General features: G+C 62.5%; 21 protein-coding genes. 10 read left to right on the forward strand and 11 right to left on the reverse strand.

The annotated features are described in order from the left end of the window. Positions 1-44 precede the first annotated feature (44 nt). Positions 45-419 (forward strand): bleomycin resistance protein, encoded by a 375-nt coding sequence (locus ACR0BA_RS01845; protein WP_170338682.1) that lies wholly within the window; start codon positions 45-47, stop codon positions 417-419. Between the two features lie 30 nt (positions 420-449). On the opposite strand, the gene ACR0BA_RS01850 is transcribed toward ACR0BA_RS01845, so the two are convergent. Together ACR0BA_RS01850 and ACR0BA_RS01855 are read right to left on the reverse strand one after the other, a co-directional pair. After that, positions 450-1,094, reverse strand: coding sequence for a response regulator transcription factor (locus ACR0BA_RS01850; RefSeq protein WP_480726181.1), 645 nt, complete (start codon positions 1,092-1,094; stop codon positions 450-452). Next, on the reverse strand, positions 1,094-2,527 hold the full coding sequence (locus ACR0BA_RS01855) for a cache domain-containing protein (RefSeq protein ID WP_480635613.1): 1,434 nt from the start codon (positions 2,525-2,527) through the stop codon (positions 1,094-1,096). The genes ACR0BA_RS01850 and ACR0BA_RS01855 overlap by 1 nt, the downstream gene beginning before the upstream one ends. Positions 2,528-2,774: 247 nt before the next feature. On the opposite strand from ACR0BA_RS01855, the gene ACR0BA_RS01860 reads away from it, so the two are divergent. From ACR0BA_RS01860 to ACR0BA_RS01870, 3 genes are all read left to right on the forward strand, one after another. Further along, positions 2,775-3,857: a TRAP transporter substrate-binding protein gene (locus ACR0BA_RS01860; protein WP_170338175.1), complete on the forward strand. Its 1,083-nt coding sequence runs from the start codon at positions 2,775-2,777 to the stop codon at positions 3,855-3,857. Between the two features lie 124 nt (positions 3,858-3,981). Further along, positions 3,982-4,908: a TRAP transporter small permease subunit gene (locus ACR0BA_RS01865; RefSeq protein WP_480726183.1), complete on the forward strand. Its 927-nt coding sequence runs from the start codon at positions 3,982-3,984 to the stop codon at positions 4,906-4,908. A 17-nt stretch (positions 4,909-4,925) separates the two neighbouring features. Next, positions 4,926-7,280 carry a TRAP transporter large permease gene (locus ACR0BA_RS01870; protein WP_480726185.1) on the forward strand — a complete coding sequence of 785 codons (2,355 nt, stop codon included), beginning with the start codon at positions 4,926-4,928 and terminating at the stop codon, positions 7,278-7,280. A 74-nt stretch (positions 7,281-7,354) separates the two neighbouring features. Here the strand turns inward: ACR0BA_RS01870 and ACR0BA_RS01875 are convergent, their stop codons facing one another. From ACR0BA_RS01875 to ACR0BA_RS01890, 4 genes are all read right to left on the reverse strand, one after another. Then, positions 7,355-7,744 (reverse strand): VOC family protein, encoded by a 390-nt coding sequence (locus ACR0BA_RS01875; protein ID WP_170368604.1) that lies wholly within the window; start codon positions 7,742-7,744, stop codon positions 7,355-7,357. Between the two features lie 6 nt (positions 7,745-7,750). Further along, positions 7,751-8,575, reverse strand: a complete 825-nt coding sequence (locus tag ACR0BA_RS01880; RefSeq protein ID WP_093962342.1) for an arginyltransferase — start codon at positions 8,573-8,575, stop codon at positions 7,751-7,753. 74 nt (positions 8,576-8,649) lie between these two features. Next, on the reverse strand, positions 8,650-9,081 hold the full coding sequence (locus tag ACR0BA_RS01885) for an RDD family protein (RefSeq protein WP_093962341.1): 432 nt from the start codon (positions 9,079-9,081) through the stop codon (positions 8,650-8,652). A gap of 66 nt (positions 9,082-9,147) precedes the next feature. Then, positions 9,148-9,567 (reverse strand): DUF2852 domain-containing protein, encoded by a 420-nt coding sequence (locus tag ACR0BA_RS01890; RefSeq protein WP_170338185.1) that lies wholly within the window; start codon positions 9,565-9,567, stop codon positions 9,148-9,150. Between the two features lie 141 nt (positions 9,568-9,708). Between ACR0BA_RS01890 and ACR0BA_RS01895 the strand changes: the two genes are divergently transcribed. Genes ACR0BA_RS01895 through ACR0BA_RS01915 form a run of 5 tightly spaced genes read left to right on the forward strand, consistent with a single transcriptional unit; the run spans position 9,709 to position 14,963 of the window. After that, positions 9,709-10,098 (forward strand): DUF4440 domain-containing protein, encoded by a 390-nt coding sequence (locus ACR0BA_RS01895; RefSeq protein WP_480726186.1) that lies wholly within the window; start codon positions 9,709-9,711, stop codon positions 10,096-10,098. 13 nt (positions 10,099-10,111) lie between these two features. Next, positions 10,112-12,904 carry a [protein-PII] uridylyltransferase family protein gene (locus ACR0BA_RS01900; protein ID WP_480726187.1) on the forward strand — a complete coding sequence of 931 codons (2,793 nt, stop codon included), beginning with the start codon at positions 10,112-10,114 and terminating at the stop codon, positions 12,902-12,904. Beyond that, on the forward strand, positions 12,891-13,163 hold the full coding sequence (locus ACR0BA_RS01905; protein ID WP_170338699.1) for a hypothetical protein: 273 nt from the start codon (positions 12,891-12,893) through the stop codon (positions 13,161-13,163). Before ACR0BA_RS01900 ends, ACR0BA_RS01905 begins: the two co-directional genes overlap by 14 nt. A 52-nt stretch (positions 13,164-13,215) precedes the next feature. Beyond that, a complete protein-coding gene (locus ACR0BA_RS01910; protein ID WP_480726188.1) occupies positions 13,216-14,424 on the forward strand; it encodes an RSP_2647 family RNA methyltransferase in 1,209 nt (402 codons plus the stop codon). Then, positions 14,421-14,963 carry an RSP_2648 family PIN domain-containing protein gene (locus ACR0BA_RS01915; protein WP_480726189.1) on the forward strand — a complete coding sequence of 181 codons (543 nt, stop codon included), beginning with the start codon at positions 14,421-14,423 and terminating at the stop codon, positions 14,961-14,963. The genes ACR0BA_RS01910 and ACR0BA_RS01915 overlap by 4 nt, the downstream gene beginning before the upstream one ends. 63 nt (positions 14,964-15,026) lie before the next feature. Here the strand turns inward: ACR0BA_RS01915 and ACR0BA_RS01920 are convergent, their stop codons facing one another. Next, positions 15,027-15,713: a M48 family metallopeptidase gene (locus tag ACR0BA_RS01920; RefSeq protein ID WP_093962334.1), complete on the reverse strand. Its 687-nt coding sequence runs from the start codon at positions 15,711-15,713 to the stop codon at positions 15,027-15,029. Positions 15,714-15,914: 201 nt separating this feature from the next. Here ACR0BA_RS01920 and ACR0BA_RS01925 point away from each other — a divergent pair, with 201 nt between their 5' ends. Further along, positions 15,915-17,399, forward strand: coding sequence for an inorganic phosphate transporter (locus tag ACR0BA_RS01925; protein WP_093962333.1), 1,485 nt, complete (start codon positions 15,915-15,917; stop codon positions 17,397-17,399). A gap of 19 nt (positions 17,400-17,418) precedes the next feature. Here the strand turns inward: ACR0BA_RS01925 and ACR0BA_RS01930 are convergent, their stop codons facing one another. Genes ACR0BA_RS01930 through ACR0BA_RS01945 form a run of 4 tightly spaced genes read right to left on the reverse strand, consistent with a single transcriptional unit; the run spans position 17,419 to position 20,600 of the window. After that, positions 17,419-18,603, reverse strand: coding sequence for a vWA domain-containing protein (locus ACR0BA_RS01930; RefSeq protein WP_480726190.1), 1,185 nt, complete (start codon positions 18,601-18,603; stop codon positions 17,419-17,421). A gap of 4 nt (positions 18,604-18,607) precedes the next feature. After that, positions 18,608-18,778 carry a hypothetical protein gene (locus tag ACR0BA_RS01935; RefSeq protein ID WP_170338198.1) on the reverse strand — a complete coding sequence of 57 codons (171 nt, stop codon included), beginning with the start codon at positions 18,776-18,778 and terminating at the stop codon, positions 18,608-18,610. A gap of 26 nt (positions 18,779-18,804) precedes the next feature. Then, complete coding sequence (locus ACR0BA_RS01940) at positions 18,805-20,154, reverse strand: DUF2927 domain-containing protein (protein WP_480726192.1); 1,350 nt, start codon at positions 20,152-20,154, stop codon at positions 18,805-18,807. Continuing rightward, positions 20,151-20,600 carry a GNAT family N-acetyltransferase gene (locus ACR0BA_RS01945; protein ID WP_170338202.1) on the reverse strand — a complete coding sequence of 150 codons (450 nt, stop codon included), beginning with the start codon at positions 20,598-20,600 and terminating at the stop codon, positions 20,151-20,153. The genes ACR0BA_RS01940 and ACR0BA_RS01945 overlap by 4 nt, the downstream gene beginning before the upstream one ends. Positions 20,601-20,648 lie beyond the last annotated feature (48 nt).

Here is a 20,648-nt window from a genome sequence, read left to right on the forward strand (position 1 = left end):
CCCGTGATAGGGTGGAGCAGTCAGATCCTGCCAGGGAGTGCAAGGTGCCACGTATTGTTCAGCTGACCCCCTTTGTCCTGTGTTCCTCGCTGAGCCGGCAAATTGCATTCTACTGCGATCGTCTGGGTTTCGCGTGTGGGTTCACGCAAGACAACTATGCTTTTCTCAGGCTTGGCCCGGTTGCAATTCGCCTGCTGGAATGCCCGCCGCGCGCGGATGGCCTGCCGCTGGGCCACGAGCAATCCTTCTATGTTGATGTCGAGGATATAGACGACTTGTACGAAAGCCTGCGTCCCAAACTCGAGGACCTCCCCGAAGGGCGGGTTCGTGCGCCATTCGATCAGCCATATCAACAGCGAGAGTTTCACGTTCTGGATGAGGACGGCACGCTGATCTTTTTCGGCGAAGGAATCCGTTGAAGCGCGGAAGCTGCGCTGATGGCGCGGCCGTCAGAAGGCCACGCCGGTTCCTTGCAGAACGCCATGTTCCAGCGCGTATCGGGTCAGGCCGGCAGTCGATGAGATGCCCAGCTTGCGCTTGATGTTTTTGCGATGGGTTTCGACCGTGCGAACCGAAATATCCAGCGCCAGCGCGACTTCCTTGTTCGACTTGCCCTGCGCCAATTCCAGAAGGATCGTCTGCTCGCGTCCGGTGAGTGCTTCGCGCGCCGCATCCTCTTTCGGTTCCAGCGATCCGATCGCCCCGGTGCACAAATAGCGCTCTCCACGCATGACCGCGTCTATGGCCTGCTTGATTTCGTCCGTCGGCACATCCTTGAGAACATAGCCCTTGGCCCCGTGGCTCAATGCGGTCGAGATGTATTCCGGGCTGTCATGCATCGACAGAATGAGGATGCGGGTGTCGGGCAGCCGTTCGAGGATCAGCTCCGTGGCGCTGAGCCCCCCGAGCCCCGGCATGTTCAGATCCATCAGGATGACATCGGGCTGCAGGCGCGCGGCCTGATCCACCGCGTCTCGGCCATTGCCCAACGTGCCGACGACCTTGATGTTGTCAAAACTCTCGAGGATCGACTGGATGCCCTCGGCGACCATGGGGTGATCGTCGACGATAAGGACTCGGATCGTTTCGGTCATCAGGAACCGGCCTTTCCTTTGGGTGTCGCGTCTTCCTGCGGCGGCAACAGGTGGCTCAGCGGCAGGCTGACTTCGATCACTGTACCACTTTGTGCGCCGCGTGATGACAGGATACGCAGGGATCCGTCAAGCTGTTCTATGCGCTCTTGCATGTTGCGCAGCCCGATCCCGGTGCTGACCCGGCCCGGTCGTGACCGAAGGCCACGGCCGTTGTCGGTGATGCGCATGGTCGCGCCCTTCTTGTGGCCGCGCAGGTCGATCGTGACGCGGGTTGCGCCAGAATGGCGTTCGATATTCGTCAGCGCCTCTTGCGCGATACGGTAGAGGGCGATCTTGCTGTCCTGGTCCAGACGATTGCGGAACACGACGGTCGAGAACTCGGTCTCGATCCCGGTCCGTTCGCGGAAATCATCGGTCAGCGCCTTCAGGGCCGGGCCAAGGCCCAAGTCATCCAATACGCCGGGCCGCAGGTCGCGACTGATGCGACGCACTTCGGTAATCGCGGTGCCCAGGTTGTCGATGCCCTTGTCCAGCGGCGCACGTGCGCCGTCATGATCGCCCTTGGACAGGCGCCGCCGGGCATTGTCCAGCGCATAGCGCACCCCGACCAGGATCTGGCTGATCCCGTCATGCAGTTCACGCGCCACGCGGCCGCGCTCTTCCTCCTGCGCGTCGATGACCCGCTTGGTCAGTTCCTTCAGCTTGGCATCCGCAAGCCGGCGTTCGCGGATGTTCAACAGCATCCCCGAGGCGAAGACGATCAGAACCGCCGCCAGAACGATTCCGCCGATATACAGGAACGTGCGTTGTACGCGCGCTTCGACCTCGGCGCGGGCATTTGCAACGGTTGCGACGATGTCGTCGATGAATACACCGGTGCCCACGGCCCAGCGCCAATCCTGCAGGCCGACGACATAGGCGATCATCATCGCCTCTTCCCCGGTCGAGGGCTTCTGCCACATGAAATTGTGCCATCCGGCACCTTGCCGGGCTAGGCGGATGAACTCGTCGACGACCGGAACACCCTCGCTGTCCGTCAGGCCTTCCCAGTTCTGATTGATGAACTCGGTCTGGCGCGGGCTGACAAGGTTGTTGCCGTCATAATCGTATACGAAAAAGAACCCGTCCTTTCCGTAGATCATCGCCGACAGGATCTGGGTCACCAGATTCTGGGCGACCTTGTCATCCGGAGACGCGCGTCCGTAGATATAAGCGAACCCGTTTCGGGCCTGTGTCACGTAATTGCGCAGCTCTTCCTTCTTGGCCTCGATCAGCCGACGCTCCAACGCCTTGATCTCGCGTTCAGCCGTCGCGCGGGATTCGTAGGCCACCATGACCGCGATCGCGGCCACGGCCACGACCAGCGGAATGGCCGCCACCAGCGACAGCTTCTGAGCGTAGGTCAGTGAAAGCAGAGCGCGGAGTTTCCCCATGGTCGAATCGATACGCAAGCGGGGGTGAAATTGCAAAGAGATTGGGCATTCCGGCGCTCGAAACGCCCAGGACTCGCGGTTTGCGGGAAAAAATGAGCCCCTCAATTGCGCGTTCCGCAGAAAAAACCATCTGATCTACGTAGTAATAGGTATTCCTTTTCAAACGGCCTTCATTAGGGTGACGCTACCGTAAACGACTGGCTCGGGCGCTGCCCGAGTCGTGACTATGAAGGGGAGGATTACTCTTATGGATCGTCGTAAGTTTCTAAAGACTTCGGCACTGGGCGGCTCGGCCGCAGCGGCAACCGCACTGGCGGCACCCGCCTATGCGCAGGGCAAGCGCACGCTGACCATGGTTACCTCGTGGGGCCGCGGTCTGGCTGGCGTGTTCGACAGCGCGCAGCGTTGCGCCGACAGCATCACCGCAATGTCCGACGGCAACCTAACCGTTGACATCAAGGCCGCGGGCGAACTGGTGGGCGCGTTCGAAGTGTTCGACGCGGTCTCGTCGGGTCAGGCTGACATGTATCACGCCGCTGACTATTACTTTGTCGGTCAGCACCCGGGCTATGCGTTCTTCACCGCCGTTCCGTTCGGAATGACCGCGCAGGAACTGGTGAACTGGTACTATTTCGATGGCGGCATGGAGCTGCATGACGAACTGGGCCAGATCTTCGGCCTGAAATCGTTCCTGGCAGGCAACACCGGTGCGCAGGCCGGCGGCTGGTACTCGAAAGAGATCAACAGCCCCGAAGACTTCAACGGCCTGAAGTTCCGTATGCCGGGTCTGGGCGGCAAGGCTCTGGGCAAACTGGGCGCATCGGTTCAGAATATTCCGGGTTCGGAAGTGTACCAGGCACTGTCCTCGGGTGCCATCGACGGCACCGAGTGGATCGGTCCCTGGGCCGACGAAAAGGCCGGTTTTCAGGAGATCACCAAGATCTACTACACCGCCGGTTTCCACGAGCCGGGCGCAGGCCTGTCGCTGGCCACCAACCGCGACGTGTTCGAAAGCCTCTCGCCGGCGCACCAGAAGATCATCGAGATCGCTGCCGGCGAAGCGCACCAGTGGAACCTGGCACAGTTCCTGGCCAACAACGGCGCGGCGCTGCAGCGTCTGCAGGCCGGTGGCGTAAAGGTCATGGAATTCCCCGACAGTGTCTGGGATGCCTTCGGACAAGCCAGCCAGGAAGTTCTGGCCGAGAACATGAGCGACGAGCTGTTCAAGAAGATCCACGACAGCGCGATGGCATCGATGAAAGCCTCGTCGTCGTGGCTGAACATGTCTTCGGGCGTCTACACCGCGCAGCGCGACCGCGTTCTGGGCTAACTGGCCGTCTGGCAATCAAACGGTTTCCCCGCCACGTGCGGGGAAACCTTTCCTGTTGCAGATGCGCGGATCGCACGGTCTTCCGCTATAATCAGCGTCGCAACCAACGGGACCTGGGGACATTATGCAGGACGAAAACGGTATCTCGTTCTTCGGCGCCCTGTGGAACGGACTGGTCTGGTTCGTTCAGAGCATCGCCGAAGCCTTCTATAATTTCGGATACGCCATAACGCATCCGCAGCTGTGGCTGAACTGGTCGGACAAAGAAGCGATCATGCGCTTTGTCTACTACGGCGGGTCGGTCGAGTTCTTTTTCGTGGTCTTCACGATCTTCCTCGTGCTGACCGCGATCGGGCTTTACTTCCGTGGCTTCATGTGGGGCATGGTGCGCGTTTTGGAAGGGTTCGCCAACACGACCGGGCGTTTCTTTGCCTGGGCGGGCCTGCTGATGGTGATCCAGCAAATCGTCATCGTATTCATGCAGCGCGTTTTCGCGCGACCTGACATGGCGTTTGGTCTGGGTATCCCGTTTCAGATGGATATCAGCTGGTACGCCGAAGAGCTGAAGCTATACAACGCGCTCGTCGTTTGCCTGTGCTGCACCTACACCTTCGTGCAGGGCGGCCACGTCCGCGTTGACCTCGTTTATGCCGGCATCTCGCACCGGGCCAAGCGCGTGGTCGACATGCTGGGCTCGATCCTGTTCATGATGCCCATCGCCGTGCTGACCTGGATGTATGGCTGGTACTTCATGTGGCGTCACCTGATCGTGCCGAAGCCCTCGGCCAGCGACACGCTGGACCGGCTGGTGATGAAATCCCGCGCGCTGCGCTGGAACGTCGAAACCATCGGTTTCAGCCCCAACGGCTTCAATGCCTACTTCCTGTTCAAGATCCTGCTTGTGGCCTTTGCCGCGATGGTGTTCCTGCACGCGATCGCGTTCTTCTACCGGTCCTATCTCGAATTCGTCGAAGGCCCGGAAAGCGCTGGAAAATACCTCGACAAGGACAGCCTTGGCGAGGGCGAAGAAGCCTACGAAGGCACACATTAAGGACGGAGACCAAGACAATGCTATTCGGACTTGATGGCGTCGAGATAGGCCTCATTATCGTATTCCTCTGCCTGTTTGGCGGGATTCTCAGCGGCTTTCCGGTGGCGTTTGCCATCGGCGGGGCCGGAATCATCTCATTCGGGATCATCGCCGCGCTGGACAGCGCCGGGTTGCTGATCCACCAGGCGATCGACACAAGCTCGCAAGCCTATCGGGACATCGTAAATTCGGGTGTGAAACCCGATGTGATATCCGTGTTCCGATACCCGGACCTGCCAAGGATCGCCGAGCCGGTCTTTGTTCAGGGTTGGGAAACCGCGTTGGACCGCAACGTATCCTTCATCGTGAACCGTATCAACGAACGAGTTCTGGCCGGTCAGTCGATCGAGACTCTGCTGGCGGTGCTGATGTTCGTGTTGATGGGCATCACGCTGGAACGCTCGAAAATCGCCAACGATCTGCTGACCACGATGGCGCGCGTCTTTGGCCCGCTGCCGGGTGGTCTGGCGGTGTCGATCGTGGTTGTGGGGGCATTCCTTGCGGCCTCGACCGGTATCGTGGGCGCGACCGTGGTGACGATGGGCCTGCTGGCCCTGCCGACCATGCTGCGCAACAACTACTCGCCAGAGCTGGCGACGGGTGTGATCGCGGCCTCGGGCACGCTGGGGCAGATCATTCCGCCCTCGATCGTGATCGTTCTGTTGGGCACGCTGGCGGGTGACCTGTATTCGACGGCGCAGGAGACCCGCGCGGTCGAAGCGGGCTGTACCGACGCGCTGACCTACCTGGGCGAGCCTGCCGTGGTTTCGGTGGGGACGCTGTTCCAGGCGGCGCTGCTGCCGGGGATCATGCTGGCGCTGCTCTATGCGCTTTATGCCTTTGGCTACGCGCTGCTCAACCCGCACAAGGCACCTGCGGTCGAACTGTCAGGGGGCAGCGGCGAGACCATCACCCGCTCGGAAGGCCTGACCTGGCTGCTGGGTGCCCCGGTCGCACTGATCGTGGGCGCGGTTCTGCTGGGCAGCGCCGGTGTCATCGGCAGCCAGAACATCACGGTTTCCGGCTTCTCGGATATCGGTGAGGCAGCCTCGTTGCGCACCAATGTGTCCGAAGAGTGCAAGGCCTCGATGATCGACCTGCATGGTCAGGCGGCCTGGGACCAGGCCGTGGCCGAGCAGGAAGCCATCGATGCCGCCGGCGGCGCAACCGAAGCGCACCGGTTGAGCGAAGAAGAACTGGCTTCGGCCCGTGAAGCCAAGATTGCGGCTGCCGCCCCGATCGGCACCGGTGTCGCGGTCATGGTCGTACTGCTGGGTCTGACGCTGGTTCTGGGTCGCGGCATCGCGCCCTCGCGATCGCCGCAACCGCTGATCGTGGGTGCAATCGGGCTGATCCTGATGCTGCTGGTCGATGTGCTGCTGATTGCGCCGACCACCTCGTCGGGGGCCACCTTCCTGCTGCTGGCGCTGCCTTTCGGGCTTGCCATGTATGGCTGCAAGGAAGCGGCGGCGCGCTGTGCGACCAATGATCTGATCCGCGTGGTATTCCCGCCGCTGGTTCTGATCATCGCGGTACTTGGATCGATCCTGGGTGGTGTGACCAACCCGACTCCGGCAGCAGCGCTGGGGGCAGGCGGGGCCATCATGCTGGCGGCCTATCGCAAACTGCAGGATCAGGGACGGTCGGGCAAAGTGATCATCTGGTCCACCTTCGCTGTCATCATCTGCCTTCTGCTGGGTGTCAACTTTGACCTCCGCGTGAACCAAGGCGATGTAAGCGTCGAGACCTGGATTGCGTTCATCCTGGCCTATGCCACCTACCTCTATGCGCTGTTCGGCCTGCTGTTCGCCTGCTGGGTGCTGTATGCCAGCGGTGTTCTGACACCGGTGGTGCGGGAAACCGCCAAGGTGACCTCGATGGTGTTCACCATCCTGATCGGATCGCAGCTGCTGAACCTGGTGGTGATCTCGTTCGGCGGGGAACACTACATCCAGCAGTTCCTGAAGAGCTTTGACAACGAGTTCACGGTCTTCCTGATCGTGATGCTGGTGCTGTTCATCCTTGGCTTCGTGCTGGACTTCCTCGAGATCATCTACATCGTGATCCCGATCGTGGGTCCGGTGATCTATGGCGGGTCGTTCGACCCGAAATGGGTGACGATCATGGTGGCGGTGAACCTGCAGACCTCGTTCCTGACGCCGCCATTTGGCTTTGCGCTGTTCTATCTGCGCGGCGTGGCGCCGAAAGAAGTGACGACGGGCCATATCTACCGCGGGATCATCCCCTTCGTGCTGATCCAGGTGGTTGGCATCGGAATCCTGTGGTTCTTCCCGTCGATCGTGACGATCGTGCCGGACCTGATCCCGAACTGATCGGTGATGGCGTTATCAAATTGAAAAGGGGGCCGCGAGGCCCCCTTTGCTTTGGTCCCGGCTGACGCCGGTTGTCAGGTGAACTGGATCAGGTCCCAACGGTTCCCGAACGGATCCTGCCAGACGGCAACGATGCCATAGGGTTCATGGCGGGGCTCTTCCTCGAACCGGACCCCGTTGGCCAGCATGTCTGCGTGATCGCTGGCGAAATCATCGGTTCTGAGGAAAAACCCGACACGACCTCCGGTCTGATTACCGATTGCGGCCCGTTGGCTGTCTCCGTCAGCCTTGGCCAACAGCAGAGCAGCCCCATCGCTGCCGGGGGGCGTAACCAAAACCCATCGTTTGCCTTCGCCCAGATCGATGTCCTGGGTCAGCCGGAACCTAAGCGTCTTGGTGTAGAACGCGATCGCGTCATCATAGTCCGGCACCACCAAGGTGACGGCGTGCAAACCTTGCTGCATCGGAATTCAACCTTTGGTAGGGTGGCGATCGGGAAGTTGGATATTCGCGACCTGCTCGGCAATCGGAGCAGTCGAAAGCGGGTGATGCGTTGAGTCGGTGAATGCCTCCGGGTCGTCCACACGCTGCCACCCGCCTTTCACATAGACCTCGAGCCCGGCGAATTTCACCTTGTAGCCCATCTTGGGGCTGCCGGGGACCCAATAGCCCAGATACACATAGGGCAGCCCGGCCTCGCGCGCGATGTCGATATGATCGAGGATCATATAGGTTCCCAGTGAGCTTTGCGGCTGGTTCGGATCATAGAAGGAATAGACCATGCTCAGCCCGTCATCCAGAACATCGGTCAGGCTGACGGCGATCAGGTTTCCGGTTTTGGGGTCGGCGTATTCAACGACGCGGCTGCGGATCGGGGTCTCTTCGATCATCGCGGCGAATTCGAACACGTCCATATCCGCCATGCCGCCATCAGCGTGCCGTGTGTCCAGGTACCGCCGAAACAGCTCGTACTGGTCGTCGGTGGCCCAAGGTGAGGTCGCGCGTCGCTGAAGATGCGCATTGCGCCGCGCCGCGCGTTTCTGGCTTTTGGTCGGAGAAAAGGCCGAGACGTCGATCCGGGCCGACAGGCAGGCCGCACAATCGGTGCAAGAGGGCCGGTACAGAACGTTTTGAGACCGGCGAAAACCCTGCTGCGACAGAGAGTTGTTCAGCTGATCCGCGCCTTCGCCCTGCAGGGCGGTGAACAGCTTACGCTCGATCCTGCCCTCGAGATAAGGGCAGGGCTGTGGTGCAGTCACATAGAACTGCGGCGCAATCGGCAGCGTGTGTCGCATGAAGGCCCCGTGTTTCCTCGGGGCCGATGATAGCAACCGTTTCTGGGGTCGCCAAGTCCCAGAAACGGGCCGTGTCAGGCGCGCTGGTTCAGCATTACGGTGCCGAGGAAGGCATCGGTCAGGCCCTGGTTGCGGGCACTGGTCAGCATCATGATGACCGAGATGATCTGCAGGATCGGAAACGCCATGCTGACAAAGTAACCGGCTGTATGCGCGACGGCCTTGCCGGTATCCATGCGTTCGCCAAATGCGTCGCGCAGCTCGATTCCCATAAAGCGCATGCCCAGCGTGGCAGACCCGTTTGCGATGGTGACGACACGGTAGATGAAACTGACGACCGCATAGATCAGCGCGATGACGAACAGGCCCATGCCGAAGGTCAGCAGAATGGCAACCGTGCACAGCAGCGAAATGAAGGCGATATCAAACAGCCACGCGAAGAAACGTTTGATCGCCACGGATTTGTAGAAGTCCGGCTGACGATCCGGGTCGGGCAGATGAGACATGAAGGAATTTCCGGTCGGTTGTTGAGGTTTGCCCTGTCCCACAGAGAGGGGCAGGGCGGTAGGGTATCAGGCGGTTTCGTCCTTGTCGTCCGCCGTATTCTCCTGAGCGCGTTCGTTCATGAACTGGTCGAACTCGGCTTTGTCCTTGGCTTCGCGCAGGCGGTGCAGGAAGGCTTCGAAATCCTGTTGTTCCCGTTCCAGGCGAGCCAGCGTGTCGGCCTTGTAGGCGTCGAATGCGCTGTTGCCCGAGGGCTTCATCGCGCTCATGTGGCTGTGCCAGGAATGGCGGCGGCTGCAGGATTTGCTGAACATGCGTTTGCTCCAGATCATATAGGCCAAAAGGGCCAGGCCGACGGGCCAGAAGAAGATGAAACCAAGGACCATGGCAGCGATCCAGGCGCCTTTGCCCTTGTCGTCAAGCCAGGCCTCGGCACGGTGCAACCATCCCGGGTTGCGGGGGACGGCGTGTTCGGACAATGCGGTCATTTGGGCTCTCCAGGTTGATGTAAATTATGTTCACATTGATCTAGATGGGGTGGTCCGGCCCGGATGCAAGGGGCGATGTGAAAAAGATTTACATTTAGGGGCCCGGTTGACGACGGTTCTGATCCTGCGCAACGTGCGAGCATGAACACGCACAACGACAAGCCCGCCCCGACGCTTGAAGAAATCCTGAACCTCGAGCAGCAGGTCTGGACGGCTTTGGTCGAGGGTGATGCGCAGGCGGACCGGGCGTTGCTGAGCACCGATTTTCTGGGCGTCTACCCATCCGGTTTCGCCAATCGCGAGGATCATGTGGGTCAGTTCGCAGACAGCCCGACCATGGAGTCATATGGGTTGAGCGCGGCGCAACTGCGCGTTCTGACCGCGGATATTGTCCTGTTGTCCTACCGGGCGGACTATCGGCGGCCCGGTGCGTCCGCGCGCGAGGCGATGCTGATCTCTTCGTTGTGGGAACGCCGGGATGATGGCTGGATCAATACCTTCAGCCAGGACACTCCGGTCGACGTTAACTGACCGGAATTCGCCCATGACCGACAATTTCACCATCCGCCGCGCCCCGCGTCCCTACGATCCCGAACTGGGGCGAGAGGCCTGCGCCGCAGTGCCGGATCTGACCGCTGATCAGTCCGAACTGGTGACCGGTGCCGCAGGCAGCAGCCCGTACCTCAAGAGCTTGATCGACCGTGAGCGCAATTGGCTGGCCCCGGCGCTGGATCGGCCGCAGCACGCCCTTGCGCAGATCATGGACGACGCGCGCGCGTTGGCTCCTGACCAGTTGAAACCGGGCCTGAGGCAGGCCAAGCATCGGCTTGCCTTACTGACGGCCCTGACCGACCTGTCCGGAGCCTGGAACCTCGAGCAAGTCACGACGGCACTGACCGACTTCGCGGCGCTTGCCGTCGACATCGCTGCCAAGGCAGAGATCGCGGCGCTGATCCGGCGCAAGAAGCTGTCCGGCATGACCGAAGACGACGTCGAGACCGCCGCCGGGATGGTGATCCTGGCGATGGGCAAGATGGGCGCGCACGAACTGAACTACAGCTCGGATATCGACCTGATCGTGCTGTTCGACGAAACCCGGTACGATCCCGACGATTTCTATGAGGCGCGGCAGGGCATGGTGCGGGCCACGCGCAATTTCTGCGCTACGCTCAGCGACAAGACGGCCGATGGGTACGTGTTCCGCACCGATCTGCGCCTGCGCCCGGATCCCGCGGTCACCCCCGTCTGCATGGCGACCGAGGCGGCCGAGCGCTATTACGAAAGCCTGGGTCGCACATGGGAGCGTGCAGCCTATATCAAGGCCCGCCCTTGCGCCGGCGACATCGCCGCCGGGCAGCGGTTTCTGGAAACCCTGCGGCCCTTTGTCTGGCGCCGCCATCTGGATTTCGCCGCCATCCAGGACGCCCACGACATGCGCCTGCGCATCCGCGAGAACAAGGGCACCGGTGGGGCTCTGACGATCCCCGGCCATGACATGAAGCTGGGGCAGGGCGGCATTCGCGAAATCGAGTTCTTTACCCAGACCCGGCAATTGATCGCCGGGGGCCGTGACCCCGAACTGCGGGTGCGCGGCACGGTGCCAGGGCTGGCGGCGCTGGCGGCCAAGGACTGGGTGCCGCAGGACGTGTCCGACAAGCTGACCGACCATTACCGCGCCCATCGCGAGGTCGAGCACCGCATCCAGATGGTGCATGACGCGCAGACCCACAAGGTGCCGCAGTCGTCCGACGGGATCGAGCGCATCGCCTGCCTGATGGGCACCACCAGCGCCGACCTGACAGCCGATCTGACACGCCGCCTGACCGAGGTGCACGAGCTGACCGAGGGCTTTTTCGCGCCCGGCGGCGGCCCCACGCCGACCGCAGCGCCCCCGGTCGAGTTCGACGCCGGCGTTCTGGCCCGGTGGACAACCTATCCCGCGCTGCGTTCGCAACGGGGCGCGCGCATTTTCGAGCGGCTCAAACCCGAATTGCTGTCCCGGCTGGCCAAGACCGCCCGTCCCGACGAGGCGCTGCTGGCGCTGGATGGGTTTCTGGCCGGATTGCCCGCTGGTGTGCAGCTGTTTTCGCTGTTCGAAGCCAACCCGCATCTGATCGACCTGCTGGTCGACATCGTCGGAACCTCGCATGCACTGGCCGCGCACCTGTCGCGCAATGCGCAGGTGTTCGACGCGGTGATCGGTGGCAGCTTCTTTGCCGATTGGCCCGGTCAGTCCGCCTTGCAGGCTGAACTGTCCCACGCGCTGGCGGCTGAGTCGGACTATGAAACGCAGCTGGATCTGGCGCGGCGCTGGTGCAAGGAATGGCATTTCCGTATCGGTGTGCACCACCTGCGCGGTCTGATCGACGGGTTGCAGGCCGGGCGGCAATACGCGGACCTCGCGCAGGTTGTCATCGCCGCGATCTTACCCTGCGTAGAGCGGCAGTTTTCGCAGAAGCACGGCTCTCCCCCAGGGCGTGGCGCTGTGGTGCTGGGCATGGGGTCGTTGGGGACCGCTCGGCTGAACTCGCAATCCGATCTGGACATGATCGTGATCTACGACCCGCAAGCGGTGGACATGTCCGACGGCCCCAAGCCACTGGCCACGCGCACCTACTATGCGCGCTTTACACAGGCGCTGATTACCGCCCTGTCGGCACCGATGGCGCAAGGACGGTTGTACGAGGTCGACATGCGACTGCGGCCGTCCGGCAATCAGGGGCCAGTCGCCACAAGCTGGGCCAGCTTCACTCATTACCAACAGGAGGAAGCCTGGGTTTGGGAGCATCTGGCCTTGACCCGCGCGCGTGCAGTTGCAGGCAACACGGATCTGGCAGACGATTTCGAAGCTTTCCGAATGCAGTTCCTGTCTCGCCCGCGCGACAAGGATCAGGCCCTGCGCGAAGTGTCCGACATGCGCGCACGCCTCGCGGCCGCGAAATCTCCCGCCGGTGTCTGGGATGTCAAGAACGGCCCCGGCCGTCTGCTGGATATCGAACTGATGGCCGAAACCGGCGCACTGTTGTCCGGAGCGCCACAGCGCGACGTCGACTCGGGCTTGGACGGAGCGGTCGCTGCGGGTCTTTTGGATGTCGCTCAGGCGCAGGTGTTGAAGGACGCATATGACCTATGCTGGTCGGTGCAATGCGCGGCGCGGCTACTGTCTGGCAAGGTGATCGAGGCCGACAAGATCGGGCAGGGGGGCACGGCCTTTCTGTGCCGGGCGACCGGGTTCGAGCAGGTCGAACAGTTACAGTCCGCCTTGCAGGACAGCTATGCTGCCGCAGCCGAAGTGATCGGCGCGGTGATCGAGGAGAGTGCGGATGGCGCGCAGTGACGACCCGAACGACCCCAAGGGCCTGATCCGCGAGGCCTATCGCATCGACGGAATCACGCTGCCCGAGTGTCGCAGCATCTTTTTGGACTGGGCGCTCAGCCTGCCGGACGGGCGCGACCAGAAGCAGGCGCTGACCGAGTTGCATGCTGTCTATACCGCACAGGATGCCGACCATCCCATGACACAGGTTCTGCGCGAAGGGCTGGACACCGCGCAGGCTCCGCGCCGGCGCGGCGGCTGGCGGGCGCGCCAACGCTGACGGATAGCCAGAGGGGCTTTTCTGCCCGCGCAATCGCGACTATGAGGGCGCCATGACCCATGCCGACATGCCCGACCGCCCCAGAATCCGTTTGAAACCCAAAGCCAATGCGCGCGGTCTGCGCCACGGCTTTCCTTGGGTCTATGCCAATGACATCGTTACCGACCGGCGCACCCGCAAGATCGCGCCTGGTGCGCTGGCCGTGCTAGAGGATGACAAACGCGCCCCGATCGCGTTGGTGGCAGTGAACCCGGATTCCAAGATCATGTGCCGGGTGTTGGATCGTGACCTGTCGGCACAGCTGGACGCCGGCTGGTTCGAAACCCGCCTGCGCCGCGCGCTGGACCTGCGCGAACGGCTGTTCGATGCGCCTTTCTACCGGCTGGTCCATGCCGAGGCCGACGGTTTTCCCGGCGTCATCATCGACCGGTTCGGCGACGATTGCGTGATCCAGCCCAACGCCGCCTGGGCTGAAGCGCATCTGGACCTTCTGACCGACGCGCTGGTCGCGGTGACGGGGGTGACGACCGTGCTCAAGAACGCCTCGGGCCGCACCCGTGGGCTGGAAGGTCTGGATGACGTGAATCAGACCCTGCGCGGCACCGCGCCCGATGCTCCGCTGCCCGTTCCGATGAACGGCGCAACCTACATGGCGGACCTGACCGGGGGCCAGAAAACCGGCCTGTTCTACGACCAGCGCCCCAACCACGCCTTTGCCGCCCGGCTGGCGGGCCCCGGCGCGCATGTGCTGGACGTGTTCAGCCACGTGGGCGGGTTTGGCCTGGCCATGCTGGCCGGTGGGGCCGACCACGCGCTGTCGGTCGATGGCTCAGCCGCCGCGTTGACTCTGGCCGAGCAGGGCGCTGTTGCTTCGGGTTTTGGCGACCGCTTTGAAACCCGACAGGGCGATGCCTTCGAAGTGCTGACGCAACTGGGCGAAGACGGTGCGCAGTTCGACGTGGTCATCTGCGATCCGCCGGCCTTTGCGCCGTCGAAACAGGCGCTGGATGCCGGGCTGCGGGCCTATGAGCGGATCGCCCGCCTGGCCGCGCCTCTTGTCAAACCGGGAGGGTATCTGGGCCTGTGTTCCTGCTCGCATGCCGCCGACCTGACCCGTTTTCGCGAGGCCTGCGCCCGTGGCATCGGCCGGGCCGGGCGTCAGGCGCAGATGATCCACACCGGCTTTGCCGGACCCGACCATCCGCAACTGCCGCAACTGGCCGAGAGCGGTTATCTGAAATCCGTGTTCTACCGGCTGTGAAGGCGGTTCTCGACACCTGCGTCATCTATCCGACGGTGATGCGCGAGATGCTGCTGGGCGTGGCCGCGCAGGGCCACTTCACCCCGCTCTGGTCGGCTCGCATCCTCGAAGAATGGGCCCGCGCTGCCCGCAAACTCGGTCCCGAGGGCGAGGCGCAGGCCCGGGCCGAAATCGCCTTGGTGCAGGCACGTTGGCCGCAGGCCGAACGCCCCGAGGCACCCGGCCTCGAACAGCGCCTCTGGCTTCCCGATCCGGCCGACACGCATGTGCTGGCCACCGCGGTCGCCGCATCGGCCGACACGATCATCACCGTGAATGCCAAAGACTTTCCAAGGAATATTCTGGCGGAAGAGGGCCTTGCACGTATCGACCCCGACAGCTTCCTTCACGGCATCTGGCAAAATGATCCGATCAGTGTCGAACAGGTGGCTCAGTCGGTCCTGACCGAAGCCAACCGCCTGTCGGGCGACATCTGGACCCTGCGCGCATTGATGAAAAAGGCCCGCCTGCCACGTCTCGGCAAGGCTCTGGCGGCCTGACCGCTTCATCTGGCCCAAAGTATCCCGGAGAGCGCGAGAGGCTGGCCTCTTGCATCCAAACCCTCAGCCACGCTCCCAACGTTGCTCAAGGGCCTCCAGCGCGGCAATCCGCTCGTCCGTCTTGGGATGGCTCATCAGCCAGGCCGGAACCACGCCCGCCCGCTGTTGGGTCAGATCCTCAAGCTTGTGAAACAGGGATTTCTGCGGCCCGATCCCGATTCCGGCCTTGGTCAGCAGGGCGGCTGCGTATTCGTCCGCCTCGTACTCGTCCGCCCGCGACAGGCGCGAGGCCAGCAGCGCGGTCAGCGCATTTGCGATCCACGCGCCGATGAAGGGAATGAACCGGTTGAGCAGCATCATCAGCGCCGCCCGCATCGCGTTCTGACCGGAAAAATCGATCATCCGCCGCCGGGCGTGGCCCAGCGCCACATGGCCCAGTTCATGCGCGATGACGCTGGCCATCTCCTCGGCCGAAACCTCGCCGTTGCGGAACTTGCGATAGAATCCACGGGTGATGAAGATGCGCCCGTCCGGCGCGGCCAGCCCGTTCACCGGGTCGATTTCGTAGATATAGACCGGCACGCGCGCCACATCCAAGGCGGCGGCCAGGCGGTCGGTCATCCGCTTTAACTCGGGATCGGCCAGCTCGGTCGACTTCGCATCCAGCTCGCGATGGGTGCGCCAGACGGAAATCCGATACATCACAATGGCATAGGCGATCGCCAGCAGAATTGGGGTCAGACGCAACATATCTCAGATATGGGCGGATCGGGATGCGGGGGCAAGTCGTTCCTCATCACTTTCGGGCAACATGGGCGACTTGGGGCAGTTCGTGAGACGGAAATCGCGCGGCGTCAGATCGCAGTTTCCATATTTCAAAGGTTGAAATGAAGGCAAAAGCCTTCTAGGGCACAGCGCACGCTGAGCAAGCGCGCTATGCAAGAGGGACAAATGGCCAACAATGATTTAGAAGCCCGGCACCTTGAAACACTGGATCGTGACCTGCGTCGGTTTTCCCGCCTCGAGGTTGCAACGGCGCAGGTCGGGCGGCCGTTCGTCGGATCGGGCATCGCCTTCGTGTTCATCGTGATCGCCGGGATCACGGCTGCTTTGTTGTTCGGACAGGCCAGCAACACGATGATCGTCGTGATCGCGGCCATGTTCGGAGCCTACATGGCGCTGAACATCGGGGCGAACGATGTGGCCAACAACATGGCCCCGGCGGTGGGCGCGAACACGCTGACCATGGGCGGCGCCATCGCGATTGCCGCAATTTTCGAAAGCGCCGGCGCGCTGATCGCGGGTGGAGACGTGGTCTCGACCATCGCCAAAGGCATCATCAATACCGAAAGCATGGGAACGGCAACCGTCTTCATCTGGGCCATGATGGCCGCACTGTTGTCTGCCGCGCTCTGGATCAACCTGGCCACCTGGGTCGGCGCTCCGGTCTCGACCACGCATTCGGTCGTGGGGGGCGTCATGGGGGCAGGGATCGCGGCGGCGGGGTTCGGCGCGGTCAGCTGGGTCAAGATGAGCCAGATCGCAGCAAGCTGGGTCATCTCGCCGCTTCTGGGTGGCATCATCGCCGCCGGGTTCCTGTGGTTCATCAAAGCGCGGATCATCTATCAGGATGACAAGATCGCCGCGGCGCGCAAATGGGTCCCGGTTCTGGTCGGCATCATGGCCGGGGCGTTTGCCTCGTACCTTGCGCTGAAAGGCCTCAAGCATCTGTTCAAGATCAACCTGCAGACGGCGCTGGTGATCGGCCTGGTCAGCGGAGTGCTGATCTGGATGGTGACAATTCCGGTCATTCGCCGTCAGGCCGAAGGGCTGGAGAACCGCAACAAGTCGCTCAAGATCCTGTTCGGCATCCCGCTGATCATTTCAGCGGCGCTGCTCAGCTTTGCGCATGGGGCCAATGACGTGGCCAATGCTGTCGGGCCTCTGGCCGCGATCGTTCAGGCTTCGGCGGTGGGTGATTTCACCCATGCGGTGAGCATTCCGCCCTGGGTCATGATCATCGGCGCCTTCGGCATCTCTTTCGGCCTGTTCCTGTTCGGGCCCAAGCTGATCCGGGTGGTCGGCAGCCAGATCACCAAGCTGAACCCGATGCGCGCCTATTGCGTGGCGCTGTCCGCCGCCATCACCGTGATCGTGGCCAGCTGGCTTGGCCTGCCGGTCAGTTCAACCCACATCGCCGTGGGTGCGGTGTTCGGTGTCGGGTTCTTCCGCGAGTGGGACGCCGAGCGACGCCTGATCAAGGCGCGCGGTGCCGTGCCGGAACGCCCGGTGCTTGCCCCCGAAGAGCGCCGCCGCCGCAAGCTGGTGCGCCGGTCGCATTTCCTGACGATCATCGCGGCCTGGGTGATAACCGTGCCCGCGGCGGCCTTGTTGTCAGGTCTGCTGTTCCTGGGAATTCAGGCAATCGCGGGATAAAACCAAAGCCGGGCTGGCGCTATCGCGTCAGCTCGCGCATGCCGCGTTCCAGCCCGGCCAGCGTCATCGGCACCATCCGGTCTTCGAAGATCTCGCGGATCATGCCGATGGAATGGGTGTATTCCCAGTATTTCTCGGGCACCGGGTTGATCCACAGGTTCGACGTCCACTGTTCGCGCGCGCGTTGCAGCCAGACCTGGCCGGCCTCGGCGTTCCAGTGCTCGTTGGCGCCGCCGGGATAGGCGATCTCGTAAGGCGACATCGACGCGTCACCTACGAAGATGCACTTGTAGTCGGGGCCGTAGGTCCGCAGCACCTCATGCGTGGGGGTCTGCGCATCCCAGCGGCGGCGATTGTCGCGCCAGACGCCTTCGTACAGGCAGTTGTGGAAATAGAAATACTCCAGGTGCTTGAACTCGGACCGCGCGGCCGAGAACAATTCCTCGACCACCTTGATGTGCGGGTCCATCGAGCCGCCCACATCGAGGAACAGCAGCACTTTCACCGCATTGTGCCGCTCGGGCCGGGTCTTGACGTCGAGATAGCCATGCTCGGCCGTGGCGCGGATGGTGCCGTCGAGGTCCAGCTCTTCGGCGGCGCCCTCGCGGGCCCAGCGGCGCAGGCGTTTCAAGGCGACCTTGATGTTGCGGGTGCCCAGTTCGACCGTGTCGTCCAGATTGCGGAACTCGCGCTTGTCCCAGACCTTGACTGCGCGCTGGTGGCGGCTTTCCTTCTGGCCGATGCGCACGCCCTCGGGGTTGTAGCCATAGGCGCCGAAGGGCGAGGTGCCCGCCGTTCCGATCCACTTGTTGCCGCCCTGGTGGCGGCCTTGCTGGTCCTTCAGCCGCTCGCGCAGCGTCTCCATCAGCTTGTCGAATCCGCCAAGTGCCTCGATCTCGGCCTTTTCCTCGTCTGACAGGTGCTTCTCGGCCATCTTGGCCAGCCACTCGGCCGGGATATCCACGGCCTCTAGCACCTGATCCATGGTGATCTCGGACAGCCCCTCGAAGCTGGCGGCAAAGGCGCGGTCGAACTTGTCGATGTTGCGCTCGTCCTTCACCATCGAGACACGGGCGAGGTAGTAGAACGCCTCGATGTCGTAGGTGGCCAGCCCCTTTTTCATCCCCTCCAGAAAAGTCAGGTATTCCCGCAACGAGACGGGGATGCCTGCTTTTCTGAGGTTTTCAAAAAAGGGGATGAACATCGGCTCAGCCTATCACCCGCACCAGAACAAGCGAAATGGCCAGCCCCGCCAATGCAAATGCGATGCCGTAGCCGGCCGCATATTGGGCGATATCGGCGCCGCTGCCTTTGCGTTTTCGTGCCGTCAGCGCGCCCAGAGCCGCCCCCAGGACCGCCATTCCCACAACCACTAGCATGTGTTCGTCATCCGCCTTTTGCGATGTTACGGGGCCCCCAGCGCGACGTCCTGCATCAACGAGCTGACCACCAATTCCGAGCCAAACCCGTAGCGCGCCCACCCCAGACTGTCCAGCCTGACGGAGCGTGCCTGTTCGGGTTTGCCGGCTTGCTTCAGGGCCTCGGCCTTCAGCAGCAGCAGCGTCGCCAACATCGAGGCGTTTTCGGCCCGCGTCATCGTCGCGATGGCCCGGTCGAGGTCCGGCAGGGCTTCGGGGCCGCGCCCCTGGGTCAAGGCATAGGCTGCCGTCTGAACCGTGATATGCGCGCGCTGAAGCTCGGTCCCGGGGGTCGCGCGCAGGTATTGCAGGGCGATGGCATATTCGCGCTGCGCTTCCTCGGGGGCGTCGAATTCACCCAAACGGGCCTTCAGATAATGGGGGTACGCCCGGCGGTGATCGGTCCAACCTTGCTCTCGGCCGATCCGCATCGCGCGGTCGATGGCCCGCATTTGCCGCGGCGAGGCTCGGCCCTTGCCGACCGCCAGTTGCACGGCGTCGATCCATTCACGCGGGGTCTCCGAGATTGGCTGGACGGGCAGATTGGCACCGCGAGGGTTCAGGCGGGCGATGACCCCGGGTATGACCTGCGCCACCTGTTCCCGGGTCATGCCGGTCTGAAGCTCCGGCACATAGGTCGCGCGCAGGATCAGCATGTCGAACCCGGTCAGGACAGTGTGGAAGTTATCGTCGTTGAAGACCGAATCCGGCAGGCGGTACATGTCGTTCAGAGGCCCGATCGCCTGTGCAAGTTCTTCGTGAAGGCAATCCCGCATTTCCTGGGGGCTGACATCGTTGGGAATGAAGATCGCCAATCGCTCGCGGCTGCGCAGTGCGCGCCAACTGCTTTTGGTCTTGCGCTTGTCGCGATTGTATTCCTCGAGGCTGGACGCGTTGGGCACGACGAAACACGCGGCCTGCGGCAGCAGCCGCTGGATCTGGCGCTGGGTCACTGCTTCGATCGTGATGTTGGCCTGCCCATCGTTGACCTGGCGGATGTCGATCCGGGCTTCGCGCTGCAGTCTGGTCAGCAGACGCGTCAGGTCGGATTGCATCGTGGGGGCAGGGGCGCCCGTCAGCCGAACTGTGATCGGACCCTCGAACCGCGTGAACACCGGCAGGGCAGTGCCACTTTCCAGCGAGAAATGCAGCTCCAGGAAATCCGCCGCGATGTTCGTATTCGACCGGGCCGGCGGGAAAGGACGTGGCGTGCCGAAAGCCTGAGTCACCGGTGCCGCGGCCTCGGTCACCTTGATTTCATCGGGCAACTCAATCCGGTCGACCGAACTGCAGCCGGCAAGGACAAAGCCAAGAAATATGCCAGCCAGACGTTTCATGGACGCCGATACTTGAGGAAAGGCGTCAGTTGGCCGACGCGGTCATAAAGCTGGCGCGCCGTATGGTTGAACTCTTGCGTCAACCAATAGACATCGGGCGCGCCTTTTCGATCGGCTTCGGCATAGACGGCCTCGATCAACGCTCGACCGACACCGGTGCCGCGTACATGCGGGCTGGCATAGAGATCCTGCAGATAGCAGACGTTTTCGATCTTCCAAGCATGGCGGTGAAACAGGAAGTGGGTCAGCCCGATCAGTTCGCCGTCCAACTCGGCCACAAGGCATGAAAAGTCCTGCGGATCATCCCCCAGCAGGCGCGCAAACGTGCTGTCGTAGACCTCGTCGGGCAAGACCGTTTCGTAGAATTCAAGATATGCCCGCCACAACAAGTCCCAGCTCGGCCGGTCTTCGGGCTTGAGGGGGCGAATGCGCGGCGCTTGGGTCAATTCGGGCGGTCCTGCTCTTCAGCGTGCTCGGTGTCGTGTTCTTTGATC

The organism is Ruegeria sp. CI5 (assembly GCF_056536885.1).